Annotated in this window: 12 protein-coding genes; 4 read left to right on the forward strand and 8 right to left on the reverse strand. The window is 43.3% G+C overall.

From position 1 onward, the window contains the following. Both NO992_RS00005 and NO992_RS00010 read right to left on the reverse strand, forming a co-directional pair. Nucleotides 1-695 (reverse strand): IS110 family transposase (locus NO992_RS00005; protein WP_371373249.1); only part of this gene is annotated, 695 nt, incomplete at its 3' end. Between the two features lie 258 nt (nt 696-953). Then, on the reverse strand, nt 954-1,865 hold the full coding sequence (locus NO992_RS00010) for a GlxA family transcriptional regulator (RefSeq protein WP_371373252.1): 912 nt from the start codon (nt 1,863-1,865) through the stop codon (nt 954-956). A gap of 101 nt (nt 1,866-1,966) precedes the next feature. Here NO992_RS00010 and NO992_RS00015 point away from each other — a divergent pair, with 101 nt between their 5' ends. Continuing rightward, nucleotides 1,967-2,482: a cysteine hydrolase family protein gene (locus tag NO992_RS00015; RefSeq protein ID WP_371373255.1), complete on the forward strand. Its 516-nt coding sequence runs from the start codon at nt 1,967-1,969 to the stop codon at nt 2,480-2,482. A gap of 350 nt (nt 2,483-2,832) precedes the next feature. Here NO992_RS00015 and NO992_RS00020 read toward each other — a convergent pair whose 3' ends face one another. Then, the gene (locus NO992_RS00020) at nt 2,833-5,010 is read right to left on the reverse strand and encodes a malate synthase G (RefSeq protein WP_371373258.1); all 2,178 of its coding nucleotides are present in this window, start codon (nt 5,008-5,010) and stop codon (nt 2,833-2,835) included. A 247-nt stretch (nt 5,011-5,257) separates the two neighbouring features. On the opposite strand from NO992_RS00020, the gene NO992_RS00025 reads away from it, so the two are divergent. After that, a complete protein-coding gene (locus NO992_RS00025; protein WP_138527106.1) occupies nt 5,258-6,862 on the forward strand; it encodes an isocitrate lyase in 1,605 nt (534 codons plus the stop codon). 488 nt (nt 6,863-7,350) lie between these two features. Beyond that, nucleotides 7,351-9,399: an ATP-binding protein gene (locus NO992_RS00030; RefSeq protein WP_017216882.1), complete on the forward strand. Its 2,049-nt coding sequence runs from the start codon at nt 7,351-7,353 to the stop codon at nt 9,397-9,399. Nucleotides 9,400-9,483: 84 nt separating this feature from the next. Here NO992_RS00030 and NO992_RS00035 read toward each other — a convergent pair whose 3' ends face one another. Beyond that, nucleotides 9,484-12,027 (reverse strand): TonB-dependent receptor plug domain-containing protein, encoded by a 2,544-nt coding sequence (locus NO992_RS00035; protein WP_371373261.1) that lies wholly within the window; start codon nt 12,025-12,027, stop codon nt 9,484-9,486. Nucleotides 12,028-12,385: 358 nt separating this feature from the next. Here NO992_RS00035 and NO992_RS00040 point away from each other — a divergent pair, with 358 nt between their 5' ends. Beyond that, nucleotides 12,386-12,871, forward strand: a complete 486-nt coding sequence (locus tag NO992_RS00040; RefSeq protein WP_371373264.1) for a hypothetical protein — start codon at nt 12,386-12,388, stop codon at nt 12,869-12,871. 72 nt (nt 12,872-12,943) lie between these two features. On the opposite strand, the gene rmuC is transcribed toward NO992_RS00040, so the two are convergent. The 4 genes from rmuC to NO992_RS00060 form a co-directional block, all read right to left on the reverse strand. After that, on the reverse strand, nt 12,944-14,425 hold the full coding sequence (rmuC, locus tag NO992_RS00045) for a DNA recombination protein RmuC (protein ID WP_305775956.1): 1,482 nt from the start codon (nt 14,423-14,425) through the stop codon (nt 12,944-12,946). Nucleotides 14,426-14,487: 62 nt separating this feature from the next. Then, nucleotides 14,488-15,174 carry a response regulator gene (locus NO992_RS00050; RefSeq protein WP_017216879.1) on the reverse strand — a complete coding sequence of 229 codons (687 nt, stop codon included), beginning with the start codon at nt 15,172-15,174 and terminating at the stop codon, nt 14,488-14,490. A gap of 5 nt (nt 15,175-15,179) precedes the next feature. Beyond that, nucleotides 15,180-15,383 carry a hypothetical protein gene (locus NO992_RS00055; RefSeq protein ID WP_010376203.1) on the reverse strand — a complete coding sequence of 68 codons (204 nt, stop codon included), beginning with the start codon at nt 15,381-15,383 and terminating at the stop codon, nt 15,180-15,182. Between the two features lie 239 nt (nt 15,384-15,622). Next, nucleotides 15,623-18,715: an SNF2-related protein gene (locus NO992_RS00060; protein WP_371373269.1), complete on the reverse strand. Its 3,093-nt coding sequence runs from the start codon at nt 18,713-18,715 to the stop codon at nt 15,623-15,625. Between the last annotated feature and the right edge of the window lie 85 nt (nt 18,716-18,800).

An 18,800-nucleotide genomic window follows, 5' to 3' on the forward strand; every position in this document is an offset into this window, starting at 1 on the left:
CCCACTTCGTTAAAGTAACTACTTGCAACTATTGGCCCTATGCCCGGAATACTCTGTAAATTGACGCATATCTCATTGTTTTTAACTTGCTCTTTTATCTGTTGATTGTACGTTTCAATACTTTCATCAAGCACTTGTAGGAGTTTATAGAGTTGGCTAAGCACTTGTTTAAAGCTCGCGGTCAATACTCGCTCCTCACCTAACAAAGCAGCCACTTCTTTGCGAACATTTTCGATACCTTTAGTAATGGCAATGCCGTACTCAAGTAGCAAACCTCGAATTTGATTACTCAGTGCTGTTCGTTGACCAATTGCAAGCTCTCTCACTTTATGGATTGTTTGACTATCTTGCTGCTCTAATGTTTTCACTGGAACTGAGCGAATATGTGCCTGCTGTGATGCAATTAAAATTGCATACGCATCGTTGTAATCATTTTTATTCCCCGTCAAAAATGGCTTCACGTGTTGTGGTGGTATGAGCTCAACTTGAAAACCTAATTGGCTAATTTCACGACCCCAATAATTAGAGGTTCCACACGCTTCCATGACTAATTTACAATTTGGCATTTGTGCCAAATAAGTCAGTAGTTGACGACGTTTAATAGCTTTCTTTACTACAATCTTATTGGATAGGTTACATCCAATAAAATGAAAAATATTTTTTGCGATGTCGATACTGATTGTTGTAATCTGCATTTGGTCTTCTCCCATTTTGATTGTTTGCAATTCAATCATGGCACACCGATGCCGAGTGTGGGAGGAGACCATTACATCAGGTTAGTTAAGGTACTAAAATACCTAAGTTCAAAAGCGTAATATCACTCTAGCCAGAAGTTATTTCTTAATACAAGGCAAATTTGTGCGTCAATAGCTGGCCTATTGCAAGCAAATTTAACGCAGTAGTAAGGGATAACAGCTGCTAGAGAACAAGTTGTTATCCCGGGTTCAGGTTAACTAGAAACGTTTTCGAAACTCGCTTGGTGTTAAGCCCATACACTTATTAAACACTTTACGGCAGGCTGTCGTATCCTCGTATCCTACCTGGTGCGCAATCCAATCAAATGGCTTGCTCGTGCTTTCTAATAAATCACACATTTTCTGCACCCGAAACCGTTGCAGATATTGATTTGGATTGAGTCCGAGCACCTTAGCAAACCGTCGCTGTAAGGTTCTTTGCGTAAGCAGAGCGATATCAGCTAGTTCTGTAATTGAAATATTGCGACCATAATGGGTGTTAATGTATTGCTGAGCGCGCAGCACAGCATCATCGCCATGTTGAAAGTTTGGCTGAAATTGATGATAGTAGCTCTGCTCCCGCTGAGCCGTATCTACGACTAGCGTTTTGCCTAACTTGCGCATGACTAAGTGACCGCTATATTTTTTGACTAGCTCTAATCCAAGATCAAGCCATGACATTACGCCACCAGCCGACATAATATCATTGTGATCGATTAAAATTTTCCGCGTATCGATAGGCTGGTTAGGAAAATGCCGTTTAAATGCCTCAGTTAACCCCCAATGCGTGGTAAGTAAGCGCTGATGACTTAGCCCCGAGGCCGCAAGTATAAAAGCCCCCGCACAGGCAGAGGCGATAACTGCACCTTGTCGGTGTTGCTGAGTTAACCAAGCAAGTAATTGAGGCTCAGGTTTAAGGTAGTAATCAGAATTAACACTCGGCGGCAATAACACAATATTGTAATCCCCCTTTACAGCACAACTGAAGGTAACAACATGTGTTGTAAAGCGGGTATCCTGTGACTCTTCGATACAAATTCTATCTGCTAGAAAAAACAGCTCTTCTAGACCATACACAGCCGACTTCATCGCGTGAGGATAGTGACAAATCGCCACTTTGATTGGTTTCATCTACATTGTCGAATTTGAACTCAAAAATGTCATTTTAGACACTCCAGTCAAAGTTACAACTCCAGCACAATACCTCTGCAAATTAACTAACGAGGTAAAAAATGAACAACAGCGCACTATTGGTGATCGACATTCAAAATGACTACTTTCCTGGAGGGCTTTTCCCATTATGGAATACCGAAAATACACTAGCAAACATCAATACAGCTATCAAAAAAGCAGCAGAGCAAAATATGGAAGTCATTTATGTCCAGCACATAGCTAATCCAGAGCAAGGAAAAGCACCATTTTTCAATGCCAACACTAGCGGTGTTAAGCTTCCTAATGGCCTACGCCAAGCGCAAGAAAACGGCCACCATATCGTAAAGTCCTACGCCGACAGCTTTGAGCAAACCTCTTTAAACGATTTGCTCCAATCTAAAAGTATCGACACTTTATATATCTGCGGCATGATGACACAAAACTGTGTAACCCATACCGCGCTATCGAAATCGGCGGAGCAATACAATGTCTACATTCTCAGTGATTGCTGCACTACCATAGATGAAATGATCCACAAAATTGCACTCAACGGTGTTTCAACACGAATTCCGTTAGTCACCTCATCGCAAATGTAGCCTATGCTCGTCGTGATAAATCACGACCTACGAACCCAACATGTAGGTCGAGGTTTACCTCGACACATACCTCAACAAATATTTCGACAAGCATCTTAACGACCCATGATGAAAAAGCTCGTCGTGATGAATCACGACCTACAAACCCAACGTAGGTCGAGGTTTACCTCGACACATACCTCAACAAATATTTCGACAAGCATCTTAACGACCCATGATGAAAAAGCTCGTCGTGATAAATCACGACCTACAAATCCAACGTAGGTCGAGGTTTACTTCGACACAAGCATAAAAACCAAAAAGGCTGGATTGACCAGCCTTGATTTGAGTGACATCGAAATGAAAAGGGACTAATTAGCCTGCTGCTTATAGGCTTGTCGATAAGCGTGAAGTAGCGGCTCGGTATAACCATTGGGTTGAACTCGGCCTTCAAATACCAAAGATAACGCCGCTTTATAGGCGAGGTTTTCACTAAGCGGTTTATGGTCATTGAGCATTGGTTGGTAGAGGCTGTCACCTTCGTTTTGACCATCTACAACAGCGGCCATGCGTCTAAAGGTTTTTTCTACTTGTTCTTCACTACAAATGCCATGATATAACCAATTAGCGATATGCTGGCTTGAGATCCTAAGGGTTGCTCTGTCTTCCATTAATCCAACGTGATTGATATCAGGCACTTTTGAGCAACCTACGCCTTGGTCTATCCAGCGCACCACGTAGCCCAAAATGCCCTGCGCATTATTGTCTAATTCGGCTTGAATATCCTCCGCAGACAAATCGTTTTCTAACATCAACGGGGGCGTGAGTAAGTTATCGAGCGATGCTTGTTGACGTGTTTTTATCTCAAGTTGGCGTGCAAACACATCCACATAGTGATAGTGCATTGCATGGAGCGTTGCTGCGGTAGGAGAGGGCACCCACGCAGTATTAGCACCAGACTCCGGATGGCCTTGCTTTTGCTCCATCATCAGCGCCATTTTATCTGGCATTGGCCACATTCCTTTGCCTATTTGTGCCTTTTTCCTAAAACCGGTTTTAAGGCCAATATCCACGTTTTGATCTTCATAGGCCGCTATCCAAGACTGTCCTTTAATTGCCACTTTGGGCAATACAGGGCCCGCCAGCATTGAGGTATGAATTTCATCGCCTGTTCTATCCAAAAAGCCAGTATTGATAAATACTACACGCTGCTTAGCGGCAGCAATACACGCTTTTAAGTTTACCGAAGTACGGCGTTCTTCATCCATAATCCCCATTTTAATGGTATTTTTGGGTAACGAGAGCAGCGTTTCAACTCGACTAAATAGGGTATCAGTGAAAGCGACTTCTTCAGGGCCGTGCATCTTCGGCTTCACGATATTGATACTTGCTGCCGTCGAGTTTTTAAACGGACTATTGCCTTGTAAATCATGCAGCGCAGCCGTGCTTGTCATGATGGCATCTAAGATCCCTTCGAACTGCTCGTTTCCTTCTGCATCCAGTACCGCTGGCGTTGTCATTAGGTGGCCAACATTACGCACAAACATCATAGAGCGACCTTTAAGTGTCATACGCTGGCCTTGTGTATCTACGTAACTTCGGTCGGCATTTAGCGTCCGAGTCAGCGATTGCCCTGACTTTTCGAAGGTCTCACTCAAGCTCCCTTTCATCAAGCCTAACCAATTTTGGTACACCAATACTTTGTCTTGTGCATCCACCGCCGCAACTGAGTCTTCACAATCCATAATTGTCGTCAGTGCAGCCTCAAGGACGACATCTTTGATTCCGGCTTTGTCTGCCTGTCCTATCGGATGGTGTGGATCAATTTGGATCTCAATATGCAGATCATGGTGGCGCAGCAATACCGCACTTGGATTTTGTGCCTCCCCCTGATAACCCACCAGCTGATCAGGCTTTTGCAGTGCAACTTGGGTGCTGTCGTTGAGTGTAATTACCAAATTGCCGTCTAGAATCGCGTAGTTCGTACTTTCTATGTGAGAACCTTCTGCCAACGGCAGCGCTTTATCGAGAAACTGCCTAGCATAAGCCATGACTTTAAACCCACGATTCGGATTATAGGCTTGAGTACGCTCAGCACCATCTTCTTCGCCAAGAACATCCGTTCCATAGAGCGCATCATACAAGGAGCCCCAACGCGCATTAGCCGCATTGAGCGCAAACCTTGCGTTACTGACAGGCACCACTAACTGAGGACCGGCTGCGCTCGCAATTTCAGGCTCCACATGCTCGGTTTCGATGGCAAAATCTTCGGGCTCAGGCTGCAAATAACCAATAGATTCAAGAAATGTCCGATATTCTACAGATTGCCAATCAGGATGAGAGAGGTGGTAATCGTCAATTTGCTGTTGCAGGGTATCGCGTTTGTTGAGTAACGCTTGGTTTTGCTTCCCAAGTTCCGAAAAAATATCCACTACGCCTTGCCAAAATTGATTGACCGCGATCCCCGTACCGGGAAGTAAAGATTGCTCAACAAACTGCGCCAGTGGAGTCGCAATTTGGAAGCCTGAATGAGTGACATACTTGCTCATGGAGAGTCCTTGATTAACATTTTTTGAACGGGATAGGTCAAACATAAAACAATTTTTGGAAAAACGAACCCCTTTTCCCATTCACAAAAAATATACTCGTAATAATAACTATAAATTTAAAAAATCTAATTTATCGGCCTAGTGTTTAATTAAGCCCGCAGCCAACCACTCTCACACCGGTTGGTTTCGTGTAACAAACAACCAGAATTTAATTTGATTTATAGTACCCGTTCAAAGGAAGCTAATTATGTCTCAGTATCAAACTCAGTTAGATCATTTCTCTAGTCTATGCCAAAGCCAAGGAAAAACTTGGCAGTCTATCAGTCCTGAGTATGCCAGCCGTATGCACCTACAAAACCGTTTTAAAACCGGCTTGGACATTGCAAAATACACGGCTAAGGTGATGCGTGAAGACATGGCAGCGTATGACGCAGATAGCAGCCAATACACGCAATCGCTTGGTTGTTGGCACGGTTTTACCGCGCAGCAAATGATGATGGCCGTAAAACGTCACAATAAAACCACAAAACGCTCATACGTTTACCTAAGTGGCTGGATGGTTGCGGCGCTACGCTCAGAGTTTGGCCCACTACCTGACCAAAGTATGCATGAAAAAACAGCGGTTCCTGCTTTGATTGAAGAGATCTACACCTTCCTCAAACAAGCCGATGCACGAGAGCTAGATCATCTCTACAAAGATCTTGATGCAGCAAGAGCAAAAGGCCAAGATACAACAGAGATCCTTAACAAAATCGATAACTTCGAAACCCATGTAGTGCCTATCATTGCTGATATTGATGCCGGTTTTGGTAACGAAGAAGCAACCTACCTATTAGCTAAACAAATGATTGAAGCGGGTGCTTGTGCAATTCAAATCGAAAACCAAGTATCGGACGCAAAACAGTGTGGCCACCAAGCAGGTAAAGTAACGGTTCCCCATGAGGACTTTTTAGCTAAGATTAACGCTGTACGATATGCTTTCCTTGAGCTTGGTGTTGAAGATGGTGTTATCGTCGCACGCACCGACTCATTGGGTGCAAGTTTGACGCAAAAAGTGCCAGTATCAAAAGCGCCGGGCGATCTTGCGAGTCAATACACTAGCTATTTAGACACCACGCCAGTGACCTCGGCCGCTGACTTACAAGAAGGTGAGATGGCAATTAAATTGGGTGGCGAACTGCAGAAGCCAGTTCGCTTAGACAACGGTTTATACCAGTTCAGAGCAGGCACAGAAAAAGATCGTGTGGTACTAGACTGTGTAACCAGTCTTCAATCAGGCGCAGATCTATTGTGGATTGAAACCGAAAAGCCAAATATCGAGCAAATTGCCGAGCTAGTTAACCGAGTTCGCGAACAAGTGCCTAACGCTAAGCTTGTATACAACAACTCGCCATCGTTCAACTGGACATTAAAATTCCGTGAACAGGTATACCAACAATGGCAGGAGCAAGGTAAAGACTTATCGGCATACCCAAATCCAAGCGCGGATGCAAAAGTGTTGATGGCGCCAGAGTTAGACGCAACCGAATTGGCAACAGAAGCCGATCTACTGGTGCAAAACTTCCAGCGAGACTCGGCAAGAGAAGCGGGGATTTTCCACCACCTTATTACACTGCCAACTTACCATACAGCAGCGCTCAGCACTGATATTCTGGCTGAAGGCTATTTCGGTGACGCGGGTATGCTTGCCTATGTACGCGATGTGCAACGACAAGAAATCCGTCGCGAACAAGCATCAGTTAAACACCAAGACTTGGCGGGCTCTAATATCGGTGACACGCACAAAGAGTATTTCTCTGGTGAGAACGCACTCAAAGCAGGTGGTGAAGCCAACACCATGAACCAGTTCTAAACACTTGATTTAGATAACGACTTATATAGTTCCTTAATCAGCAAGGGCCATCAGGCCCTTTTATCTATTGTGGATCAGATTTTTACTAGCCACTGATAACTTAGATCACGTATTTACCAACGTCAGTTATTCAGATCATATTTTTACTAACCTAGACCTATTTGAGATCAGAATTTTATTAACTCAACACCTAACGATCCCGATCATTACACTAAAGATCTAAGATCCAGATAGAAAAGAGCGCATTTGTGACTTTTTTCACTTTCACAAACCAAAATTTTACTAACTAAACCAGCGACAGGTCACATTTTTACTAACTTACTTAGTAAAATTTTGTTCTGAGTTTATTTTGACTAAAAATAAAAATATAACTAACCTCAGATTTATAAGCACTTCATTCTGCTGTAAACCCCCTTTACACTTTCCATATTTACCCCACTTTTCCATGTAAAACTATAAAACTGATTACAGTACATTAAAGTTGATACATGACCCCCATTAAGAACTTAATAAAAGCAGTAGCACTGCTTACAGCGATGCATTGCCAGGCAGGGAATACAGTTATCAAGGAAATAGAAGATTTAGAAAAGGCAGGCAAATACACCGAAGCCTTAGTTAAAATTGAAACGGCCAGCGTCAGTGAAGAAGAAGAAACGCGATATCAAGCGATTTATTTGCAGGCCATGATTTATCGAAAGCAAGATTTATATGAGAAATCAATATCTACCCTTAGCTATATCGAAAAGCAGTTTTTCCTTACCGAAGCGCGCAAGTATGAAGTATACAGAGAGATAGGTATTAACTATCGTAACCTAAGCCAGCTTGAGCAGGCCGAGTCTTTTTATTTAAAAGCGCTCACATCAGCCGAAGCAATGAATAAATCAAATTTAGTTGCGCAAACCTATAATAATCTAGGCGTTGTTGCCGACCATAGAAATCTGCTTGCGCAATCTATGCAATACCACTTAAAAGCCTATGAATTACTAAAAGGAACTGATCAGTACGAAAAGCAAGGGGCTAATTTTTATAATCTCGGTGATATTTCTGTGCGTATGGGGGATGAGGAAAATGCTGAGTATTTCTTTCAACAAGCTCTCGTTGCAGATAAAGCTTCAAAAGAATTACGCAACGTCGCAGGCACAGCCCTTCGCTTGGGCGAGCTGAAGTTTAAGAACGGCAAGACGGACGAAGCGTTAGCGCAAACAAAAGAGGCCATTGAATTTCTAAAAGAGCTTAATGCAAGGGTTTCTCTAGCCAGAGCATATCGTACTTCCGCACTGATCCATATAGCTAAGGCTGACTTAGACAGTGCCCTGTCGGATGCACAAGCAGGCATTGAATATGCCACTCAAACCAGTTCAACACTGCAACAATTTTACGCCTACCTGACGGAGTTAGAAGTAAGGCTAAAACGCAAAGAATTAAACAAAGCAAAAACACTACTCACTAAACTGGACGCCCTAACCGAAATTGAAACGGCAGAGCTACTGCTCGAAAAATATCATCGCCTTAAAGCGATAACGCTTGCTGCACATCATGAATACGCCCAAGCCTATCAATTTATGAAATCGACTTCAGAGCTGCAGACTCGACTTCATGAAGCATTACTAGAAAAACAAGTAAGTACCTATAAAGCCAGTATTGATGCGCTTATTCAATCTCAACAACTGGAGCAGGCCCGCTCAGCACAAGCCATAACCGAGGTTAACTTACAAAATGCTAAGCTATCCACACAAATGTGGGTAACCGCAGCAATCTCGACCTTTTTAGCTGGATTATTTCTAGTCGGATTTTTTGTCGTCAAACATAGAAATGCGGCACTAAAAGCAAAAATGTATCAATTGAATATTGAGCATAAAGATAAAATGCTGGCCGATATTTCCCACGAGTTACGCACACCACTCAGTGTCTTAAAACTCCATATAGAAGCGATGGAACACAATCTTATTGATGACAGCACAATTGCATATGCCAAGATCAACAACAAGATAAATCAGCTAAATGAATTGATCTCGAACGTATATCAATTGTCTCAAGCAGATCATGACGCACTTGTGATCCATCCTCAGCAGCATGGCGCGAAAACGGTTATCCAAAGCTATGTGTACGATATTGAAAGATTAGTAACAAGCAATCAGCTGCAATTTATCGCCGACATTCACGTCGATGATATGAGTATTTATATTGATAAACCTAAGCTGGATAGGGTTATCGATAATCTAGCTAAGAATGCATGTTTATATACAGATAAACCCGGCAAGGTAAGGTTTAAAGCTGTGGTCAATAAACAAGGACTATTTCTACAAGTCGATGATAGCTCACCAGGCGTATCTGAGACCGAGCAGAACAAACTGTTTGAACGCTTGTACCGTGTCGAGGCATCGAGAAGTCGTGCGACAGGAGGCTCAGGTCTTGGTTTATCTATTTGTAAGAGTTTAATTGAAGCGATGAATGGAAAAATCACAGTGAAGTCAGGGAAGTATGGTGGTTTGTGTATTCAGATAAACTTACCTCACGCGGTAGATGTACCAGCATAAAGTACCCGCATAAAATGCGAGTTGATATTAAGTAAAGTACAAAAGGCCGAGCAGATGCTTGGCCTTTCCTCTTTCTAAGCTTGCTTAGAAACGGTAGCTGATATTGCCATACACAAAACGACCATCGGTGTTATATGCCGAGAACGCAGAGTAAGGAAAGATCTGGTTAAACGTTGTATAACCAATATTACTAACAGTATCTTGTGGATATTGATCAAATAGATTGTTAGCGCCTACAGCAAACTTCCAGTTGTCACCTAGGTTATAAGCCACTTCTAAATCAGTGATCCATTTAGCGTCTAATACTTCATCGCCTTCTACTGCACTCGAAGAGTCCACCGTTTCACCATAGCGTGTGGCACGTAATGTCGTCTGCCAATCGCCAAATTGCCAAATTGCAGCTAGGTTCCATTTGTCTTTTGGTGTCCCATCTTCAAATCGTGCAATTTCACGACGAGCAAAGTACTCATAGCTGTCACCAAGGGCTTCAAGCTCTGCAGGGTTTGCTTTTACATGCGTCACTTCAGTGTCATTGATGTTTACCGCGGCACTTAAACGCAGATTACCGTAGTCGGCAAGATCAAAACTGTACGTTGCTACGATATCCACACCTTGAGTGCGCGAGTCGATAGCATTAGTGAAGTACCTTACACTTTGCGTATTAAGTTCACCCGCTTGCTGCAAAATATTAATGACCTCAGGACCGCCCAAGTTCTCAGAAAGGACGATGCGATCGTCGATGTCAATTTGATAGGCATCCACAGTAAATGAGAACGCGTCTAGTGTGTAGACAAAGCCCGCCGTCATATTGACCGACTCTTCCGGTTCAAGCTCTCGAGCACCAAGCGCTTTTGCAGCTGGCGTATCAACAGGGAAGTGGCCAACTTCACTCGGTACGCCATTTTCAAATACCGTAGCAATGGATTTATAGGACGTTTGAGCCAATGAAGGCGCTCTAAAACCTGTGCTTACTGCACCACGTAGTGAAAAGTTATCCGACACCACATAGCGCGATGCCAGTTTACTGGTGAAAGTGCTGCCAAAATCACTATAATCTTCAAAACGACCCGCCAAGACGACATTCCAGTCCTGTGTTAAGTAGGTATCAAACTCTGCGAATAAAGCGATATTGTGACGAGATTCATCAACAGCACTTGCTGGTGAGAAACCAGCAAGCACCTGCGCACCACCTGCTGCAACGGGATTGCCTTCTGCATCGAGTACAGTGAGGTAAGACGCTTCTTCACCGACTTCAATTTCATAGGCTTCGCGGCGATATTCTGCACCAATCGTGAAAAATACGTCATCCGGTAAGCCCAAATCTAATGCCGTTTTAGCATCGGCATTCACAAGCCACTGTGAATAAACTAAAGCGCCGTTATTAAACTCAGTCGGGCTTGTTACCCCCATCGAAGTATTCAAACTATTTACGACACCCAAAGCGAAGTCATTCACACCATAGTTTGTACTGATATCGTAATCCCACTCACCTTGAGTGCCTTTTACACCAACCGCAAAAGAGTAATCATCTACATCGCTGACGATTTGAGGCAAGAAGCCATCAGGGTATACCGCAGTTAAGTTGCGGCTGTCATTTGCGCGACGATAGAAACCACCGGAGTTACCTTCACGTGTCGAGTAGCTACCAAATGAATAAAGTTCGGTTTCCGCATCTAGGTTGTAACCCGCATTGTAAAATAGTGCAAAGTCTTCCACTTCGGCTTTACCAAAACGGTGGTTATAGCGATCGAATGAAAACTCTCTTGAGTCAAGTTGACCATTTTCATCACGAGCATATTGCTCTCTTGGATCGAAGCCTGAACGATTAGTCGGTTTTTTATCTCTATATTCGGCAGACAGATTAATAAAACCATCATTACCTAAAGCAAAACCAATGTTGGCACCAATTGTTGTAGTACCACCATCATTACGCTTGCGGTCATCTCCTAATACAAAGTCTAAATCGCCCGCAGCGTTTGCACGGGTTTGTAATAAGTCAGGCACACCGGCCATCTGCGTATCGTGCTCACCATAGGTCACACTAATACTGCCGCCTTCTTCGGCATCTTTAAGCACAATATTAATAACGCCAGCAATGGCATCTGAGCCGTATTGAGCAGCAGCGCCATCACGCAGTACTTCTATACGCTTAATCGCGGCAGCTGGAATGGTATTTAAATCAACCGCCGTTGAACCACGACCAACGGTACCATTTAAATTCAATAATGCGCCGGCATGACGACGTTTACCATTTACCAGCACTAAAGTGTGATCCGGTGCTAAACCTCTAAGCACTGCCGGACGGGCGTGATCCGTGCCATCCGCCAGCGTTGAATTTGGGAAGTTAAAACTAGGCACGAGCGTAGTTAGTACTTGGCTCAGCTCCAGCTGACCGGTACTTTGCATATCTTCTAAAGAAATAACATCTACTGGCACCGTGCTCTCGGCAACACTACGAAGACTTCTTCGCGTACCGGTGATTTCGATGACTTCAACACTTTCTTTGGCTTCAGTGTTGTTACTTTCTGCTTGCGCATGAATTGAAATAGTTGAAAGAAGCGCGGCACCGACAGCCAACGAGATTGGCTTGCGAACAGCGTTTTCCAGCTTGTTATTAATAAATTGCATAGTTTGTCCCGTGAATATGTTGAACGCAGAGTCTGTAAAAGACCGATTACTACTTAATTTAGTCAATATGAAGATAAATCAAGACTGAATAAGGTACCCAAGTAAATAACACAAAATGCGGTACGATACCCATTCGACTTATGACCAAAATGTTGGTACTTACTAATTCAATACCAGCCTAAAATTAAGTCACTATCATAAGAAAAGACGCGGATTTTAGAATTATTCTTTCACCGATAATAAAGAATTTTTTGATCTACCTTATACCTCATAAGGGCACTGGTCTGATGTTTGCCCACTCCATCTTTACTCCACATTGAAGCGCTTAAATACCAGTATGCAGAAACGGAGAGTACCAATGACACAACGGACGCTAAAACATGCTGAATGGTTGAAAATTGTTGAATCTAGAGCGAACCAGCAGCAACTTCAAATAAAGCCAAAAAATAAACTATCACCTGCTGTGATTTGGACTTTTGTACTAGCCACTATTATTTCACTGGTAAGTGCATGGGCATTTGTTACCGAAACGCCAGAGGCACCCACTCAGCAGCTTAGTAAAGAGTCCCAAATGCGTATCAACCGCCACTTTACCAAACAGTACATGGTTGGAAGCTGGCAGTTCTCACACTTAAAAACCAGTAAAGATGACATCAATGTGTTTATCCGTATCCCGACTAAACTCGCATTAACGGGACAGGCACTTAAAGGTTATATCGAGCAGTCACTATGCCCACCGGCCAGTAGTAATGTTTGGCGTGATGTCAGCCAGTTTGCGCTTTATATGCATTTGTACTCGGACACGCCACGCCACAGCGATTATGCCAAGTGCAAGGCACCTTAATCATTTCAGGTTAAATTCTTTTATCTTTCGTTCGAAGGCCCGATGGGCCTTTTTTGTTTTTTAATTCAATATTTATTTCGAGCTATCGTGGTTGCCAAGCGGGCTTACCGGCTCAAGCTCAAGTTTGGCTTTTTCTTCGAGTTCTTCGGGTAGCTCTTTGACTACAGCAACACCTAGCTCTTTAAATTCAGAGGCTTGCTTTATTAAGTTGCCCTTACCCATATACAACTGAGAAAACGCGCGCTCGTAACTCTCTTTCGCTTTATCAAGCTGTTTGCCCACCCCTTCCATACTATGTAGGAAGCTATTGAGCTTGTTATAAAACTTCTCAGCTCGAAGCGCCAGCTCTCTGGTGTGCTTGCTTTGTTCTTCAAAACGCCATAGCTGTTTGACTATATTAAGGCTGGTTAAAAGCGTTGTTGGCGTTGCCACCAATACATTGTTTTGTAAAGCGTCCTGATAAAGCGTTGGCTTATGCTTAACCGCCTCAACAAATGCAGATTCCACAGGGATAAACATAATGACTACCTCTGGGGAGTTAAGACCAGGTAAGCGCTCATAAGACTTACTACCCAACTCTTTGATCCGTGCAGTGATGGCTTCGGTGTGTGCCACAATGGCTTGATTCGCTTCACTATCTGTTGTGGCATTAATATACCTTGTATAGGCATTCAATGAGGTTTTAGCGTCAATAACCAGATGACGAGATTGCGGTAAGTAAACCACGACGTCAGGGCGAAACTTGCCTTCGTCGGTATTAAAGTTTACTTCTCGCTGATAGTCGTAACCGGGACGTAGCCCAGCGCTATCAAGCACATTTTCGAGCATGAGTTCGCCCCAGTTACCTTGTGCTTTCTTTTGCCCCTGTAGCGCAGTGGTCAAACGATCTGCTTGCTCAGTCATGGCTTTATTGTTGGCTTGTAAGTGCAGCAATTCAGTTTTCAATGACGCCCGTTGCTTAAGCTCTTCACTATGAATGGCTTCCATTTTATCTCTAAAGCCCTTTAACTCACCTTGTACTGGCTGCAGCAACTGCTGAATTTTTTCTTTACTTTGGTGACTAAAACGCTCGCTTTTCTCATCAAATATTTGATTCGCGAGATTGTGAAACTCTTCTTTCAACTGGACTTTTGCTTGCTCAAGCTGCGCGAGCTGCTGCTCAAAACTTAGTTGCTTTTGCTCCAGCAAGGTTTGCAGATTGGCCATTTCAACTTCTAACTCATGAGCATGCACTTGAATTTCTTCCTTGGCATCGAGCTCTCGCTGCCACAGCTGCTGATATTCAGCGGCTTGCCGTTGACGCTCAGCTAGTCTTGCTTGCAATTGCTGCTGTTGGCCATGACTTTGCAGTTGCTGTGCTCTTAATTGCTCAGCGAGTTGCTCGGCTTGGCTTAGTTGCGACCTAAGTGCTTGCTCGGAGGCGAGTTGAGTATTGAGTTGATTTTTGAAAGTGCTGCGTATGACCCAAACAACGGGGAGTAGGGTAGCCGCACCGCCTGCAAATAGCGCAAGACTAAACCATGCAGGCGTATTGGAGAGCATTGACCAAAGCATATTGAGATCTCATCGGTTCTTCTACTTTGATAATACCTTAGATATAAATTTCAATCACTTAGTCATTCAGTGATCTGTTGACCATTGTAGCGATACCCGGCGCCATATACCGACTCTACAATTTTCGGAGATAAATCTAATCCTTTGATTTTCTTTCTGATATTTTTAATGTGGCTGTCGATTACGCGATCCGAAATATCAAAGTTATCCGGTTGAATATAATCAAGAATTTGCTGTCTTGAAAAGACACGGTTTGGTGCATCATATAAAAGCGCAAAGACGTCAAACTCAACTTTGGTTAAGCCTAATGTACTGCCATTCAGCTTAACCGTTAATTCTTCGCGATTTACTTCGATAGGCTTTTGATACGCATTGGTGTTCACACAACGACGTAAGATCGCCTTCATGCGCATCACTAATTCAGCGGCACTAAAAGGTTTACATACATAATCATCTGCGCCGACTTCTAAGCCCTTTAAACGGTCAGCTTCTGCCACTTTGGCAGTCAGCATCACAATAGGTACTTCAGAAAACTCTCGAATTTGACGCATACACTCTACGCCATCTTGGTTCGGCAACATGATATCCATCAAGATTGCATTTGGTTGGTTTAACTTTACCCAAGGTACAACTTCGGCACCGTCTGCAATATGAAACATTTCAAAACCGGATGCTCTAAAAAACAACAGCACCTGCTCTGCAATATCTTGGTCGTCTTCGACGAGCAAAATTCTTGATGGGGTAGACATAGGATTTATTTACTCTTTGCTTTTAACTTTTTCAATTGTTGTCTAACTTGACGCTTTAACTTGTCTGAAAGCGTGTCATCGAACAGTAACATGGTCAGTATACTAGACAAGTCTTCGGAACTCGCAACTTCATTAAGTAGATCATAGTCTGATTCTGATTGTGTCTCAATAAAGTTTAAGTGTGAAATTGTTGCATCGTAGCAAAGCATAAGGTTGTCCTAATTGGTCTATGGCGTTTCTCCGTTGTAGCTATTAAAGCGCGAGATTATGGAATAAAAATGGAGTGAAAGATGTTTTAGGGCCAGAAAAAAGAAAAGCCAACTTAATTAAGCTGGCTTATTACAATCAGTAACAAAGGGGGAAAATCAACATATGCCTACTGTTTCAACAATGTCACAACAAGCACTATCATAGACCTTCACCTTTGTTGATTAGTTCCAAATTATTTTTAATTTTTTATCAGCGCTAGCATTTGCGACTCATCAAACTGACCAAGATTGACACCAGACTCAGCAAATAGGGCGTCAACAAGGGCTTGTTTATCGCGCTGCATCTTAAACACTTTCTCTTCGATAGAGTTCGCCATAATCAATTTGTACACGAACACCGGCTTATCTTGGCCGATACGATAGGCGCGATCTGTTGCTTGATTTTCTACCGCAGGATTCCACCAAGGATCGAAATGGATAACCGTATCTGCTTGAGTCAAATTCAAACCAGTTCCCCCAGCTTTTAGGCTTATCAAAAAGACATTGCACTTGCCTTGAGTAAACGCCTCAATGGCTTTATCCCGTTGCCTTGTCTGCCCTGTCAGCATAGTGTATTTCAACTGTTGCTGTTGGCACTGCTCAGCAATGAGATCTAACACGCTGGTGAACTGGCTGAAGATAATTATCTTACGGCCCTCACTGAGTAGTACTGGCAGGTGTTGCGCAAGCCACTCAAATTTAGCGCCATGTTGGTCGGTCAGTGATTTATCAACCAATTGTGGGTGACAGCAGATCTGACGTAACTTTAACAAGGCATCGAGGAACGCCAGCTTACTTCTTTCAACGCCTTGCTCCTGAAATAGATTGAGCAATTTGCTTTCTACTTGGTGCTGAACACCTTGATATAATTTATGTTGCTCATCAGAGAACTCTAACTCTTTGATGAGTTCTGTCTTATTGGGTAGCTCTTTCACTACCTCAGCTTTTGTACGACGAAGAATAAATGGCGCGATCAGCGATCTAAGCTCTCGGGCTCTTGGGCGATCTTGTTCTTTTTCAATTGGGATCTGGAAGTGTTGCTTAAACTGCTGCTTAGTGCCCAGCACATCAGGCATCACAAAATCGAGCAGCGATTTAAGCTCGAGTAAATTGTTCTCTACCGGAGTGCCACTTAAACAAAGTTTGAAACGCGCGGATAGGCTCTTTACGCATTTAGATATTTGTGCGCTTTCGTTTTTAATATATTGTGCTTCATCCAACACAATTGAATCAAAATCAAGCCCTTTATAATACGCCACATCGCGCTTAAGTAGCGGATACGTCGTTAGAATAAATCTTGCACCTGACAAGTTAGTAAGTGCTTCCTCTCTATTGGATCCATGAATAATAGTGAGAGGTAGATGCGGTGCGAAACGTTTAAATTCGTCACGCCAGTTTCCCACTAAACTCGTCGGACAGACAATTAAACTTGGTTGTGTCACTAGCGTATTGTGCTGAGAAATAAAGTAAGCAATAACCTGAAGCGTTTTTCCAAGGCCCATATCATCTGCCAGAATGCCACCTAACTGATGACGATTAAGGAACTTAAGCCAGTTAACACCTTGTACTTGATAATCTCGTAGGATGAAGCATTGTCCTTCGCTGGCTGGGATCACGTCAAGATTTTCTATCGGTTTATCTAGCTCAGCGAGATACTCAAGTAGCTTTTGATCGTCTGAGTCGGCATGAATATGAGTCAGTTCAAACAGCTTTTTGGCATACGACAACGGAAATTTAAATTGTGAGCTCGAAAGGTAATAACTAAAACGAGATTTCAGCTCCAGCAATTCATCAAATATGGATTTGCTAATAGCATAGAACTGCTCGCCGATTTCGACGTAGCGATATTCATGGGCGAGGTTGTTAAGCTCATGAACCGGATGCTTATCCCAGTTGAGCGTAACGGGTTTGTCATCTAACATCACCTTTCCGAGCACATGATGTTGCTTATCTCGTTTAAGGCTTAACAGCACTTTAGGTGTAACAACGAGGCCATTGCTTGGCAGCTCGTCAACAATCCAACGTTTACCCTGTAAAAGCGGCCTGATCTCCCTGTTAAACCAATGGACTTCAACGCCATCCTCAGTTGGTAATAAAAACTCGTCGCCCTCATGGACAAAGCCGAGACCTGTGAGTACCTGCTCCAGCCTTGCTAACTGCTTTTTCGTCGCGCCTTTTCCAAGTGGCTCAATTGCAAAACGAATTTTATTTGGCCTATCTAGTTTTATAAGCTTAGCAACATTAGATTGCTTACTCGCTAACTGCGAAAACCCAGCAGGAGGCGCAATAACATCATCCGTAAAGATATCTTGGAAACGTGCCATCACCTGCTCTAGCTTTTCAGCCGTGATGGTAGGCATAGTATGAAGGTGGGCGATTTCCTGCGCGGTAAGCTCTGACTCAATGCGGCCAACGACCAAGTTTTCAGTATCTAGATACACCGGAGGTTCGGTTTTAATCAAGCGCCAGTGTTCAACATTCGCCAGACGGCTTTTAAGTTGGTATTCATTGCCTTCTTGATGCCAGTAAAAATCTAGCGTTTGCTTGTGCCCAAGCTCCAAAGGTTGGCGCTGGTTACGATAAAAACAGCGATGGGTATGTACAAGTTGTGTGAGTGCATTAAAGCCCCAGGCGCCAAATAGCTCAAAATGACCCGGTGTATTTTGCGAGCGGATCCAGCTAAATAAGCGAAAATCGTTTTCTAATAAACCAGCAGGAGCGACCTGACTATTGAGCTGCTGCTCGGTTAACACTCGACCTAAGGGGTAAACACCATCGGGCCGATTTGGCGATACCTTAGGACTTACAAGGACTTCGTTTGCTCGAGGCTCTAACACGAAGAGTAAGACGTTTTCCGCGTCTGCTTTATCGACTTGCTGCAACTGCCCAAGTTCATTAAACCAGTCATTAACCAAATAAGCCTCACCAAAACCGCCAGAATGTTCGATTTTAAGTTTGAGCAATACCGCGGCAATGTGCCGACATTTCGGATTATTTGAACAAGAGCAGTTTGCTTCGACCGAAACGGTACCTTGTGATTGGTTTATTTTGATGTGCTGAGTGAAAGTATTGCCGTAATTTCCCAATACCTGCGCGTCGATTTGCGCAAAGTTTTCGCTATGTTGAAGGTAACAGACTTGTTCGTCTTTCAAATACTCCTTAGCTTTCGCAAGTAAAGCTGAATTGAAGTACTGACGAAGAAAACGTTCAGACAAAGGAAATTGATTGGCCTGTTCCTGTTTGATTTCTTCAAATAAGGCGAAAAGTTGCTCTTTAGATAACTGCGAAGACATTAAGTGCACGTCAAAATTAAAATAAAAAGCCAGTATATGAAATTAGTGATTTGAGCTAAAGAGAGAAATGCGAGAAATTCGCTAA

It is taken from the genome of Pseudoalteromonas sp. DY56-GL79, assembly GCF_041414765.1.
Lineage (GTDB): Bacteria > Pseudomonadota > Gammaproteobacteria > Enterobacterales > Alteromonadaceae > Pseudoalteromonas > Pseudoalteromonas piscicida.

What these genes read in the sequence shown, in the direction of transcription:
- NO992_RS00010 (WP_371373252.1), bottom strand. Translation starts at nt 1,865, where the DNA reads ATGAAACCAATCAAAGTGGCGATTTGTCACTATCCTCACGCGATGAAG.
- NO992_RS00015 (WP_371373255.1), top strand. Translation starts at nt 1,967, where the DNA reads ATGAACAACAGCGCACTATTGGTGATCGACATTCAAAATGACTACTTT.
- NO992_RS00020 (WP_371373258.1), bottom strand. Translation starts at nt 5,010, where the DNA reads ATGAGCAAGTATGTCACTCATTCAGGCTTCCAAATTGCGACTCCACTG.
- NO992_RS00025 (WP_138527106.1), top strand. Translation starts at nt 5,258, where the DNA reads ATGTCTCAGTATCAAACTCAGTTAGATCATTTCTCTAGTCTATGCCAA.
- NO992_RS00030 (WP_017216882.1), top strand. Translation starts at nt 7,351, where the DNA reads ATGACCCCCATTAAGAACTTAATAAAAGCAGTAGCACTGCTTACAGCG.
- NO992_RS00035 (WP_371373261.1), bottom strand. Translation starts at nt 12,027, where the DNA reads ATGCAATTTATTAATAACAAGCTGGAAAACGCTGTTCGCAAGCCAATC.
- NO992_RS00040 (WP_371373264.1), top strand. Translation starts at nt 12,386, where the DNA reads ATGACACAACGGACGCTAAAACATGCTGAATGGTTGAAAATTGTTGAA.
- rmuC (WP_305775956.1), bottom strand. Translation starts at nt 14,425, where the DNA reads ATGCTTTGGTCAATGCTCTCCAATACGCCTGCATGGTTTAGTCTTGCG.
- NO992_RS00050 (WP_017216879.1), bottom strand. Translation starts at nt 15,174, where the DNA reads ATGTCTACCCCATCAAGAATTTTGCTCGTCGAAGACGACCAAGATATT.
- NO992_RS00055 (WP_010376203.1), bottom strand. Translation starts at nt 15,383, where the DNA reads ATGCTTTGCTACGATGCAACAATTTCACACTTAAACTTTATTGAGACA.
- NO992_RS00060 (WP_371373269.1), bottom strand. Translation starts at nt 18,715, where the DNA reads ATGTCTTCGCAGTTATCTAAAGAGCAACTTTTCGCCTTATTTGAAGAA.